Source organism: Ideonella sp. P3_A4, from assembly GCF_056403075.1.
Genome location: NZ_JBFUGE010000146.1, coordinates 1 through 12,756 on the forward strand (window position 1 = coordinate 1; position 12,756 = coordinate 12,756).

Sequence of the window (12,756 nt, forward strand, 5' to 3'; positions counted from 1 at the left end):
GCTGTGGATCTGGTCCGACCGGGTGGCCGGCGCGCGCCTGCTGCTGTGGTTTCTCGGCGGGATCGAGTTGTGGGTGCTCGGCAACGAGCTGCCGAACTGGTTCGGCCCGGAGTGGGGGCCGGTGGCGATCGGGCTGCTGGCGCTGGCGCCGCTGGTGTCGGCGCTGTTCTTCCACTTCTGCGTCGTCTTCTGCCGTGTTCAGCTGCCGCGTGGTGTGTTGCCGGCGGCCTATGCCTTGGGCGCAGTGGCCACAGTGGTCGCCGAGTTCGGTGACCCCGCGCACCTGGAGCTGACGCCGCACGTCGGCTACCTCGCGTTCCCGCACACCACCGGCATGCTGGCCAGCCTCGCGTGGATCGTGCTTGGTGGCGCCGGCTTGATGGTGCTGGTGCGCGCGTTGATGCGTGCACGCGAGCCCGAACGCAGCCAGATCGCCGCCGTGTCCGCCTCGTGCGCCTGGGGCTTTCTTTGCCTGACCGGCTACGGCATGGCGACCGCCGGCTGGCCGATGTACCCGTGGCCGCTGCTGGGCTTGCCGGCCTACACGCTGATCCTCGTCTACGGCGTGCTGCGCTACCGCGTCTTCGTCGTCAACGCGTGGGCCCGGCGCGCGCTGGCCTGGGCGCTGTTGCTGGCGCTGGGTGTCGGGGCCGTCGCACTGATGCCGCTGCTGTTRCCGTTCGAATCACGCTGGGCCAGCGGGCTGGCGATCGCGGCCACCTGCCTGGCGTTGAACGGGCCGGTGCGGCGCGTAGCCGAGCGGCTGGTCTACCCCGGCGGCGAAGTGTCGGCGCAAGACCTGGCGGGTTGGCGCACAGCGCTGGCCGAGGCCGAATCGGCCGAAGCCCTGGCCACGCTGGCCGCGCAACTGCTGAGCCGGCGCATCGGTCTCGAAGCGGCAGTGACGGTGGCTGATGCGGCGGCCGGGCCGGCCGATGCGCCAAGGCTGGTTTGCACGCTGGCGGCGGACGGCTGGCAAGTGGAGCTGAGCGGCTGGGATGCGGCGCCGCCGGGCCCACGCCGCGTGGCCGAGATGTTCGGCAGCCTCGTCGCCGAAGCCGCCGCGCGCGTGGCCCAGGCGCAGCAGATGGCCGCGCGCGAGCGCGAGCGGCAACTGCAGGCGCGGCTGGCCGAGTTGGGCGCGTTGGCCGCGACGGTGGCGCACGACATCCGCAACCCGCTCAACATCATCTCGATGGCCGTTGCGACGGCGCCGACCGACACCCGGCGCGAAGTGGCCGACCAGGTGGCTCGCATCGCGCATCTGACCAGCGACCTGCTCGACTACGCCAAGCCGTGGAAGCTGGCGCCCACGCGCGTCGATCTGGCCGCATTGGCGCGCCAGGCAGCTGCCCGCGTGCCCCAGGTCCAGTTCGGCGACGGCCTGGCCGACGAGCTGATCGTCCAGGCCGATCCACGCCGCGTCGAGCAGGCGTTGGCGAACCTGATCGAGAACGCACGTGCGGCCGGCGCGCAGGTGCAGATCGATGCCGAGGTCGACAGCGCCGGTGCCACGCGCCTGCACGTCTGCGACGACGGCCCCGGTGTGCCGGCGGAGCTGCGCGAGCGCCTGTTCGAGCCCTTTGCTTCACGCAGCCCTGGCGGCACCGGGCTCGGCCTGGCGATCGTTGCCCGCGTGATGGCGGCCCATGGCGGCCAGGCTGCACTGACCGAGCGCGCGCCGTGGACCACGTGTTTCACCTTGAGCTTCCCGGCATCACCATGACCACCACGTCACCCGATACCGGCCACGTGCTGCTCGTTGACGACGAGCCGGCGTTCCAGCGCCTGGGCGGCTCATTCCTGCGTGAACTGGGCCACCAGGTGACGATCGCCGGCGATGGCGAGCAGGCAGTCGCGGCCTTCGACGCCTCGCGGCCCGACCTCGTGCTGCTCGACCTGGCGATGCCACCCAGCATGGACCCCGAAGCCGGGCTGGCCTTGATCCCGCGCCTGTCGGCGGTGCCGGTGGTCGTGCTGACCGGCCATGGCGATCACGAGTTCGCACTGCGGGCCACCGAGCTGGGCGCCTGGGACTTCCTGTCCAAGCCGATCGACCCGGACATGCTGCGCTTCGTCGTCGGCCGCGCGCTGCGTCAGTCACGCCTGGACCGTGAGCTGCGCGCATTGCGCGCCGAGCAATCGGCCGACGACCTGGGGCTGGTCGGCCGGTCGGCAACGATCGAACAGCTGCGCGGCATGGTCCGCCGCGTGGCGCCGACGCAGGTGGCGGTGCTGGTGCTCGGCCCCACCGGCACTGGCAAGGAGTTGGTGGCGCGTGCTCTGCACGCTGGCAGCCGGCGCAGCGACGGCCCGTTCATGGCGGTGCACTGCGGCGCCTTGTCGGCGGAGCTGCTGGAGAGCGAGCTGTTCGGCCACATGAAGGGCAGCTTCACCGGCGCCTACCGCGACCAGCCTGGCCTCGTCGAGGTGGCGCATGGCGGCACTTTGTTCCTCGACGAGGTTGGCGAGATGCCGCCGCCGATGCAGGTCAAGCTGCTGCGCTTCCTGCAAGAGGGCAGCTTCGTGCCTGTTGGTGGCCGGGTGCCCAAGCGGGCCGATGTGCGGGTGGTGGCCGCGACGCATCGCGACCTCGAGGCGATGGTGCGCGACGGCTCGTTCCGCGAAGACCTGTTCTACCGCCTGAAGGGCGTGGTGCTGCGCACGCCGGCGATTGCTGAACGGCCGGCCGATGTGCCGCTGCTGGCGACGCGCTTCCTGCACCGCTGTGCACCCGGCGCGGGCTTCAGCGCGGGCGCGCTGGCGTGGTTGGTGGCGCGCCCGTGGCCGGGCAATGTGCGCGAGCTGCGCGCGGTGGTGGAGTCGGCCGGCGCGCTGTTGCTGCCGGGCCAGTCGGAGGTGGATGCGGAGCTGCTGCGACTGGCCAGCGGTGACCCTGAGGAAGCCTCTTCTCAGACGGCCAACGCGGCTGCGACCGATGCCGGTCCGCTCGACGCGGCCATGAACGAACTGGAACTGCGCCTCATCCGTGACGCGATGACGGCCTGCGGCGGCAACCAGTCCGAAGCCGCCCGGCGGCTGGGCATTTCGCGCGTCGGCCTGATCAAGAAGCTGACGCGCCTGGGCCTGCGCTGAACGCTGGCCTCGTGGGGCCTAACCCAGCCGTGTGGGTGACAGGTAGTCGGCCAGGAACTCTTCGAAAGTCTGGGTTTCGGCCTCCTCCATGTGCCGCTGATCGACCAGCGATTGGGCCGCCGTGGCGGCCCAGCGCGCCGGCGCTTCGGCATCGGGCAAAGGCCGCGCCAGGATCTGCTCGCGCGCCTGCGCCGAACGCGCCGCGATGAACGGGGCGAACTCGCCGCCGTACTCGCGCTGCATCACCTCGACCACACGGGCCGACGGCAGCGTGGCCGGGATCGTCAGCGCGCGCTGCGCCGCGGCCAGCGCGTCGGCATGGGCGCTGCCGCCGTGCACCTCGTCCAACCGGCGGGCAATCGGCCCGCAGCGGTCGACGATCTCGGCGGCCCAGTCGACCAACGCGATCTCGCGGCCGTCGCGCTCGAGCTTCAAGCCCGGCTCGCGGCCGCGCGCGGCGGTCAGGTGCTGGTTCCGCGCCATCGCGGCGATCTCGTCCGGCGTGTCGGGCGGGCTGTCCGACAGCAGGCAGTGCAGCAGGAAGACGTCGAGGAAGTGCGCGGTGGTGGCGCCGATGCCGGTGGTCTCGAACGGGTCCAGGTCCATGCAGCGGACCTCGATGTACTCGACACCGCGCTCGCGCAGCGCATGCAGCGGACGCTCACCGGTGCGGATCGTGCGCTTGGGCCGGATCGTGCCGTAGAACTCGTTCTCGATCTGCAGCAGGTGCGTCGACAGCTGCTTCCAGTTGCCGTCCGCATCGCGCAGGCCGATCTCTTCGTACGGCGGGTAGGGCGCGGTCAATGCCGCCTGCAGCGAGCCGCCATAACCGGCCAGGCCGTTGTAGCTGACAGCAAGGCGGCTTTGCGCGTCGCTCTGGTAACCCAGACGGCCCATGCGCAGCGAAGTGGCGTAAGGCAGGTGCAGCGTGCCGGGGCCCAGCGGCTCCAGACCGTGCGGCAGCCCATCGACAAAGGTCTTGCACACCGCAGGCGAGGCGCCGAACAGCCACAGCAGCACGAACGACTGGCGGCGGAAGTTGCGGATCAGGCTGAGGTAGTCGTCGCTCGACGCGCCCGGGATCGACMAGTTGTAGTGGATGCCGGAAATCGTTTGCATGCGCCGGCCGTAGCGGTGGCTGAGGCCCGTGCGGTAGACCGTCTTGGCGCGGCCCACGTTCGAGTGGCCGTACTGGCCGATCGGGATCTGGTCTTCGTCCGGCAGGCAACAAGGCATGCTCGAGACCCACAGCCGCTCCTGCCCACCGTCGGCTTCGAGCGCATGGAAGACGGCCTGGTGGATCTCGCCCAGCTCGGCCAGGCAACCGGCCACGGTCGGGTGGGCGCCGGTGATCAGCTCGACCTGCGACTCGCTGAAGTCGGTGGTCACCGTCGGGTGCGTCAGCGCCGACCCCAACGCCAGCGGATGCGGCGTCTGCGCCAGCCCGCCGCCCGGCATCGCGCGCAGGCTTTCCTTCTCGATGCCGCGCCGAATGCCGCGCAGGCGCTCGGCAGACAGGGCCTGCAGTCTGGTGTTCAAAAGGCTCACGGCGTCGTTGGTGTTGTCGTCAGGGTGCGCCATTGGAAGACAGTTGAATGACCGTTGTTTGGCGTGGGGGTTTGGGTGGCTGTGCTAGGCGTTCCTCGGGGCGGATCGTCGAGTGACAGGCGAGGCCGGACGGGCCAGCGCCGACTATAGGCTGGCTTCAGCCAAGCTGCGCGCGATGCGCTGCTTTGCCACCGTCGTGCGTGGGACCTTGCCGCGTACCTCGGTGAACCAGGCGCGCACGTCCTCGTCCAGCCCGATGCCGTGCATGTAGTTGTAGATCGCCTTTTTCAGGCCCTTGCCGAGCGCGTCGTGGTCGGTGCCTGTCGGGTCGACGAAGCCGACGTCGTTTTTCGCGAACGGTGAGTCGGGCAGCGGCAGCAGCGTGATGCCGTATTCCTCGGGGTTCTTGCCGACGGGCGAGTGGACGGTGCAGGCGAAGCGGTGGAAGAAGCCGGAGTGGATGCAGCCGTTCTCGAACAGCTGGCGCACGTATTCGAGTGCGTCGACGGTGTCCTGCACGGTCTGGGTCGGGAAGCCGTACATCAGGTAGGCGTGGACCAGGATGCCGGCGTCGGCAAAGCCCTTGGTCACGCGCGCCACCTGTTCGACCGAGACGCCTTTTTTCATCAGCGCGAGCAGGCGGTCCGACGCCACCTCCAGCCCGCCGGAGATCGCGATGCAGCCGCTGTCGGCCAGTTGCTGCGCCAGTGACGGCGTGAAGGTCTTTTCGAAGCGGATGTTGCCCCACCACGAGATCTCAAGCTGCCGGCGCTGCAGCTCCTCGGCCAGCGCCCTCAGGGCTTTCGGCGGTGCGGCCTCGTCGACGAAGTGGAAACCGGTCTGGCCGGTCTCGTCGACGATGGTCTGGATGCGGTCGACCAGCGTGCTGGCGGAAGCCGCCTCGTAGCGCGAGATGTAGTCGAGCGTGACGTCGCAGAAGCTGCACTTCTTCCAGTAGCAGCCCTGGGCCACCGTCAGCTTGTTCCAGCGCCCGTCGCTCCACAACCGGTTCATCGGGTTGAGCATGTCCAGCAGCGACAGGTAGCGGTCCAGCGGCAGGCCGTCCCAGGTGGGGGTGCCGACCTCGTCGAACGGCACGTCGGGCTCGGCCAGGTTCGTGTAGCGCACTTGGCCGGTGTTGGCGTCACGGGTGAAAGTACGCACCAGGCGCGACGCCGAGCGCTTRCCTTGCAGGTGCTCCAGCAGCGCCAGCAGCGGGCGCTCGCCGGCGTCCAGCGTCACGTAGTCGATGTGGTCGAACAACCTGGGCTCGGCCAGCTCGCGCAGCTCGGTGTTGACGAAGCCACCGCCCAGCACCGTGGTGATGCCGGGCTGCTTGGCCTTGATGGTCTGTGCGATTCGCAGCGCCGCGTACACCGCGCCGGGGAAGGGCACCGACAACAGCACGACCTGCGGCTGGTGGCGATCGAGTGCTTCCAGGGTCAGCTGGTGCAGCGTGTCGTCGATCAGGTTGGGTGGCGCGGCCAGCGCGCTGGCCAGCGGGTCGAAGCTGGGCTGGCTGGTGGCGAGCTGCTCGGCATAGCGCACGAACTCGAAGCGCGGGTCGATGGCGTCGCGCAGCACGTCGGCCAGGTCGTTCAAGTACAGCGTGGCCAGGTGGCGGGCGCGGTCTTGCAGGCCCAAGGCGCCGAAGGCCCAGGCCAGTGGGTCGGCGTCTTCGGCGTAGAGCTGCTGGTAGACGTCAAGCGAGCGGAATCGCTCGCCTTCGGGCAGGAAGAAACGGGTGTTGATGCGGTGCGCGAGCGTCGCGTCGCGACCTTGCAGGAAGCCGATCACGCGCCCGACAGTCGCTTCGTAGCGCGGGTATTCGTCGACGAAATGCCGCGTCTGTGCGGTGTGGCGCGCGGTGGGCAGGGCCTGCACCGCGTCACGCAGCTGCAGCAGGCCGGCGGGCGCCAGCAGGCGCAGCAACAGCGCCAGCGCGAGGTCTTCCTGCACTGCGTCGATACCGCGCGAGCGCAGGAAGCCGGTCAGGTAGGCGGTCGACGGGTACGGCGTGTTCAGCTGCGTCATCGGCGGGATGACGGACAGCACACGCAGCGGTGAAGAGGAAGGGTTGGGGGCAGCGGCAGACATTCGGAATCGAAATTGTGCCGCGCCCCGCGGCGACGCGTGTCGTCAGTCGCTGAAGATGTCGCGGTAGGCCAGGTAAGTCGTCAGCACGAGCAACGGGACCAGCACCAGCCAGCCCAGCCCCGCCGGAATCGTGGCGACGATCGCGGCCACGAAGAAGACGATGCTGTACAGCAGGAAAGGCACGATGTTGCGCAGGCAGCCCGCGAAGCTGGCTTTCAGGGCGTCCACTGGCGCGACGCCGCGGAAGACCACCAGCGCCGGTGCGAACCAGATGGCCATCGAGACCGGGACGAACAGCGCCATCCCGACCAGCAACGCCAGCATGAAGACCCCGAACCCCGCCATGACGCCGCCCACGCTGTGCGCCGCGCTGCCAGCCCCCATGCCCATGACCGCGCCGAAGCCGAGGATGCCCATCACGACCATGATCACGATGTTGGCTGCCAGGAACAGCCCGCCGATCACCAGCAACGGGTTCAGGTGCTCCTTGAAGGCCAAGCCCAGGTCGCCGATCTCGAGCGCGCCGCCCTGCTCGGTCTTGCGCGCGGCCAGCAGGCAACTGCCGGTGATCACGGGTGTCAGCAAGGCCAGCGCCAGCGGGCCGAGGAAGGGGATGAAGTTCAGCACGACCGACCCGATCAGCAGGATCAGCGCAATGACCACCCACAGGCCGGCGTTCTTCTGGAACAGCGTCCAGGCTTCGCCCCACCAATTGACCCCGCGGCCCGCGTCCACAGTGCGTGCCTGCACGCCGCCGTCGTTGATCTCCGCCATTGCGATCTCTCCTATGTGTTCCCTGGCCGAATCGCCACGCGCCGCACGATAGCCGTTTTCGCAGGCGCTGCCGACTGCGGTGGGCGTATTTCGTATTTCGCCCGCCAATCCGGACATCTGACGGTCCCCTAGCCCCCGGGATGGGCACCGACGGTCAGGCCACTCACACTGGCGCCGCCGGCCGCAGGGCCTGGCACCCCCTCGCACCCTCGGGAGACCCCCATGAAGTACCACGTTCTCGCTGCCGGCCTGTGGGCCTTGGCCGCCACTGCCCAGGCCGGCTCGCCAGCCTCCATCTACTGCCCGCCGATCGGTTTTGTCACCGGCAACTCGGCGGTCAACGCCAGCTTCGAGACGGCCCAGGCCGGCGTGCCTGCCGGCACCGAAACCTGCTGGACGCCGCAAGGCGGCTCGACCAATTCGGCCGCCGCGAACTGGACGATGCACAGCAGCAACGGCGGCGCCAAGGTCTGCTCGACGCTGGTGCCTTCGAACGCCCCGGGCAATGGCGGTGGCCTGATGCTCAAGTTCAAGGCCGGCAGCAACGAAGGCGGTGTGTTCCAGAGCATTCCCAACACGGCCGGCAAGACGTACATGTTCTCGGCCTGGGTCAAGGTCTCCAAAGGCCACGTGGCGATGCAGTCCAGCGGCGGCAACACCGGCCCGGTGAGCTGGAGCACCAAGCACGGTGAGTGGGAAGAACTGCGCGTCTGCACCGATTCGACCGGCGCGACTGACACGATGGTCATCTACAACCAGGATTCGAACGGCGGCCTGTTCTACGTCGACCGGGTCGAGCTGCGCGAAACCTCGCCGGGGCCTTGATTCGGCTGCTGGAAGCAGCGAACCATGAGCGGCGTCGATAGATCGGCGCCACAAATCTCGCTACCCCTTTCCTCGTGCTGACGCTTCAATCATGACCGCCGGGTGCCCGCCAACAGGCGCCCGGCGATTCACATTCCACCCGATCGTTCGCGGTGGTCCACGGCGCCGGGTGCACCCCGGCACGCGAAGCACGGAGTCAGTCATGAATAAGCAGTCAGTCCAGGGGCCGGGCGCGTCGCGGCGCGGGTTCTTGAAGGCGGGGGGCATCGGCCTGGCCAGCAGCGGCCTGGTCGGCACGGCGTTGTCCGGCCTGCACATTCCCAGCGTGGCCGCAGCCACGGCCACGGCCTATGTGCCGGAAGAAGCGGTGCCCCACACGCAGACCTGGATGTCGTGGCCGGCCGGCACGGCGATCTGGGGCTCGTCGCTGTTGAAGAAGATGCAGACTGACATTGCGACGCTGGCGCGCACCATCGCCAAGTACGAGCCGATCACGATGATTGCCGACGGCTCGACCAACGCGGCCAACGCGCGCAGCAAGATCGGCAGCACGGTCTACCCGGTCACGGTGCTGAGCACGATCCCCACCAACGACATGTGGATGCGCGACATCGGCCCGGTCTTCCGCCGCAACGGCAGTGGCGGTTTGAACTGCATCGGCCYGAACTTCAACGGCTGGGGCAACCACCAGACCCATGCCAAAGACGCGCTGGTGGCCGAGCGCGTGGCCGCCTACATGGGCTTGCCCATCACCAAGGCCACGGTGGTGGGCGAGGGCGGTGGCGTGATCCACGACGGCGACGGCACGCTGGTCGCCACCGAGAGTTGCTGGGTCAACAGCAACCGCAATCCCGGCAAGACGCGCGCACAGATCGAGACCGAGTTGCTGAAGCTCTACGGCGCCACCAAGATGATCTGGTGCGTGGGCCTGAAAGGCCAGGACATCACCGACGACCACATCGACGCCACGGCACAATTCGTGGCGCCCGGCAAGCTGGTGGTCCACAACCCGCCGGCCGGTGCCAACGACATGTGGGCGAGGGATGCGCGCGCCATCTACAACGTGCTGGCCGCAGCAACTGATGCAAAGGGCCGCCGCTTGCAGCTCACGCTGCTGAACCAGCCGGTGCACCCACGCTCGACCAACCCGGACCTGCTGCCGAGCTACATCAACTACCTGGTGACGAACGGCGCGGTGATCAATGTGAACTTCGGCGACTCGACCACCGACGCCGACACCTATGCCAAGCTGGCGGCGCTGTATCCCGGCCGCACCATCGAGATGCTCAATCTCGACAACTTGTACTCGGGCGGCGGCGGCATCCACTGCGTGACGCAGCAGCAGCCGGTGGTGTGACGACGCGGTGGTGGGCAGGCGGTCTCGGCCGCTGCCCGTCACCAGTCCGTGCCGGCCACCAATACGTCGAGCATCCGCTGCAGGCCTTGCGCATCCAGCTCGTCGAACCGCGCAAGCTCAGGGCTGTCGAGATCGAGCACGCCCAGCAAGCGCCCTTCGGCCATCAAAGGCAGCACCAGCTCCGAACGCGATGCGCTGTCGCAAGCGATGTGGCCCGGGAAGGCATCCACGTCTTTGACGATCTGGGGCTGCCGCGTCGCCGCGCAAGTGCCACACACGCCCCGGCCGAACGGGATGCGCACGCATGCGACCTTGCCCTGGAACGGCCCCAGCACCAGTTCCTCACCTTGCGCCAGGTAGAACCCGGCCCAGTTCAACGACGGCAAAGACTGAAAGACCAGCGCCGAGAACTGCGCCAGGTTGGCGACCCGGTCCCGCTCGCCTTGCAGCAGCGAAGTGACCTGCGCCTGCAGCGTCTCGTACGCCTGCTGCTTGCGCGAGGGGCTGGACATGTCGAGGGTGTCGGCGGTGAAGCTCATGGTGGTGGATCGGTTGAGACCGAGGCGGAGATGCCTGCGGCTTGAACAAGGCGGAATGTAGCGGCTCGGTGTGATGGCTCACGCGCGTGAAGAAACTCTCACACCGCAATCGAGGGCCGACGGGCATGATTCAACGCCATGACAACTCGCCTCCAGGCCACCATGACACGACGCCCATCCACCGCCCTGACGGATGTCTTGCGGAAGGCGCTCACCGCTGCCTTGGCAGCGACGGCAGTGATGGTCTCCGGCAGCGCGTTCGCTGAGCCGCTGCCGGCACCGGGCGCCCTGCTGCGCCAAGGCGAATGGGGCGGCAGCGTCGGCACCTTTCTCATCCCCGCGCCTTTCGAAGGCACGGCCGCCAACCAATGGCCGATGGACGGTTGGGCGGTGCTGATGGTGGATGCGCAGGCCGCCACGATGACGATTCGCCCGCTGGCCGCTGCCGAGGCACGCCAGCGCTTCAAGCCGATCACCGACCAGGTCACCCAGTCCCAGATCCAGGCTTACGAAGGCAACCTGCAGGAGACCCCGCAAGACGTGGCGGCTGACCTCTACGTCCGCGTTCCCGGCGTGGCGTGGAAAGCCGGCAGCGTGCCGATCCATCGCTTCAAGAACGGCACCACGTCGTTCCAGCCCGAACTGGGCTACCGGTTCCAGATGAAGCTGAACGACAAGCCGTACGCGTTCACTGTGCAGAACGGCTTCCGCACCGCTGACGGTCGTCCGTACGGCGAAGGCGTTCAGTTTTCGCTCGAAGTTGATGGGGAGCGCTTCGACTACGACCTCGGCGGCTTCGGCTGGATGGTCCAGCTCAGCGCGCTGGGCGACTTCGATGGAGATGGCAAACCCGATTTCCTCTTCAACATCGGCGGCAACAACAGCGGCCATGAGGCGCTGATCCTGTCGACCCAGGCCAAGCCCGGCAAGAACCCGCCCACCGCCTATCTGAGCAGCATCGGGTGTTGAAGCGCGCCGCCCGTTGGCGGGTGGCGCTTGATTGCCTTGTCGACATTTGAGGCGGTTCTTCCCGGCAACTCAGCCAAACATCTGTCCACGCGCCATCCGGATCGATCTTCAACGATTTCGATCAAGTGTTTTCGCGGTCCCTGCGTTGTCGCCTCCGTTGACGAGAGCGAGTATTTGCCGGCCACCTGGCAATCGCTTTTCAAGACGACTACGGAGACTGTGATGCCGAGAGAAACTGTCGGATGTGCGGCCGCGGCCGCRTTCACCCTGACCATGGCTGCCACGTTCAGCGCCTGCGGCGGTGGAGGCGATGACCCAGGTCAGAAGAAGGGTCAGGCGAGCCTGGCGGTCCATGCGGAGCTGACGCAATCGGGCATCGCGGCGATCACGCAAAAGCGGGACGGCCAGCTGATCATCGGGTACCACCCGTTCTACCTGACCCCGACCTCGGTGCAGGTTGCCACACTGAATGCCGACCGCAAGTCGAGCACACCGTATCCGACGGCCGGCTCGGGGCTGCTGCAGAGCTGCCGCAACCCCGACGGCAGCTTCCTGCCAGCCGTCAACGGCCGGTACGACTTCTGCATCGACTGGGTGCTGGGCCTTCATGCCGATGCGAACGGCATCCTGTGGATTCTCGACTCGGCCAAGTCGACCGACCGGGCCGATCCGGTGCATCCGCGCCCGGCGGCGCTGCACGCGAAATACGTCGGCTGGGACACGAAGGCCAACCGGCTGTACAAGGTGATCGACCTCGACGCGGTCACCCTGCCGCAATCGCAGCACAACGACTTCGCCATCGACCTGAAGCACGGCGTGCTGGTGGCGGCCGACGAGGCGATCGGCGAAGCCTCCGAAGGCATCGGGATGACCGCGGCCCTGGTCGTCACCGACATCGCCACAGGCCAGAGCCGCCGGCTGCTGCAGGGTGATGTGCACGTGATTCCGAACACCGACCCGATCCGGTGGGTGGCGCAGGCGGGGCAGAAGCAAGCGTCGTGGGGCTTGCGCGTGGGCGTCGACGGCATCACGCTCGACAGGAACCAGGAGTGGCTGTACTTCTCGCCGCTCAGCAGCTACGAGATGTACCGGGTGCGCATGACCGATGTGCTGGACACGAACCTCAGCAATGTGCAGCTGTCCGCCAAGGTCGAGTTCTACGCCCACAAGCCCTACAACGGCGGGCTCACGATCGACGCCAACAACAACCTGTACCTGACCGAGGTCGGCCGGCACACGATCGGCATCATCCCGCCCGACACGCGCCAATACCGCGACTATGTGTCGGACCCGAACATGATCTGGCCGGATGGTGTGACCTACATCTCCGATGGCTTCATCTACTCGGGCGCCGCGCAGCTGATCCAGACAGGAGCCTTCCAGGCCAATGCCATTCCGACCGGCATCGCCAACAACGCAGCGCCGTACCGCATCTACCGCTTCCGGCCCGAGGCACCGGGCACGCCGGGCTCCTGACGCCCGACAATAATGGACCATGCACCTCGATGATCTCAGCCTGTTCCTGCGTGTTGCGCATGCACAGTCGCTGAG

General features: G+C 67.9%; 10 protein-coding genes. 6 read left to right on the top strand and 4 right to left on the bottom strand.

Features of this window, described 5'->3' with window-relative positions:
- Positions 1 to 1,726: sensor histidine kinase (locus AC1DYI_RS14820; RefSeq protein WP_477204890.1), on the top strand; the 1,726-nt coding region annotated here is incomplete at its 5' end.
- Entirely contained in the window at positions 1,723 to 3,096 is a 1,374-nt protein-coding gene (locus tag AC1DYI_RS14825; RefSeq protein ID WP_477204891.1) for a sigma-54-dependent transcriptional regulator, read from the top strand. The genes AC1DYI_RS14820 and AC1DYI_RS14825, both read left to right, overlap by 4 nt.
- 18 nt (positions 3,097 to 3,114) lie before the next feature.
- Here the strand turns inward: AC1DYI_RS14825 and gshA are convergent, their stop codons facing one another.
- The 3 genes from gshA to AC1DYI_RS14840 all read right to left on the bottom strand — a co-directional run bounded on the left by gshA (position 3,115) and on the right by AC1DYI_RS14840 (position 7,515).
- Entirely contained in the window at positions 3,115 to 4,677 is a 1,563-nt protein-coding gene (gene gshA, locus AC1DYI_RS14830; protein ID WP_477204892.1) for a glutamate--cysteine ligase, read from the bottom strand.
- Positions 4,678 to 4,788: 111 nt separating this feature from the next.
- A complete protein-coding gene (locus AC1DYI_RS14835; RefSeq protein ID WP_477204893.1) occupies positions 4,789 to 6,741 on the bottom strand; it encodes a B12-binding domain-containing radical SAM protein in 1,953 nt (650 codons plus the stop codon).
- 42 nt (positions 6,742 to 6,783) lie between these two features.
- Entirely contained in the window at positions 6,784 to 7,515 is a 732-nt protein-coding gene (locus tag AC1DYI_RS14840) for a BPSS1780 family membrane protein (RefSeq protein ID WP_477204894.1), read from the bottom strand.
- Between the two features lie 222 nt (positions 7,516 to 7,737).
- On the opposite strand from AC1DYI_RS14840, the gene AC1DYI_RS14845 reads away from it, so the two are divergent.
- A complete protein-coding gene (locus AC1DYI_RS14845; RefSeq protein ID WP_477204895.1) occupies positions 7,738 to 8,340 on the top strand; it encodes a hypothetical protein in 603 nt (200 codons plus the stop codon).
- 202 nt (positions 8,341 to 8,542) lie between these two features.
- On the top strand, positions 8,543 to 9,697 hold the full coding sequence (locus AC1DYI_RS14850; RefSeq protein WP_477204896.1) for an agmatine deiminase family protein: 1,155 nt from the start codon (positions 8,543 to 8,545) through the stop codon (positions 9,695 to 9,697).
- Positions 9,698 to 9,735: 38 nt separating this feature from the next.
- Here AC1DYI_RS14850 and AC1DYI_RS14855 read toward each other — a convergent pair whose 3' ends face one another.
- A complete protein-coding gene (locus AC1DYI_RS14855; RefSeq protein WP_477204897.1) occupies positions 9,736 to 10,236 on the bottom strand; it encodes a GAF domain-containing protein in 501 nt (166 codons plus the stop codon).
- Positions 10,237 to 10,398: 162 nt separating this feature from the next.
- On the opposite strand from AC1DYI_RS14855, the gene AC1DYI_RS14860 reads away from it, so the two are divergent.
- Complete coding sequence (locus AC1DYI_RS14860) at positions 10,399 to 11,205, top strand: hypothetical protein (RefSeq protein WP_477204898.1); 807 nt, start codon at positions 10,399 to 10,401, stop codon at positions 11,203 to 11,205.
- Positions 11,206 to 11,478: 273 nt separating this feature from the next.
- Positions 11,479 to 12,681, top strand: a complete 1,203-nt coding sequence (locus tag AC1DYI_RS14865) for an L-dopachrome tautomerase-related protein (protein ID WP_477204899.1) — start codon at positions 11,479 to 11,481, stop codon at positions 12,679 to 12,681.
- Positions 12,682 to 12,756 lie beyond the last annotated feature (75 nt).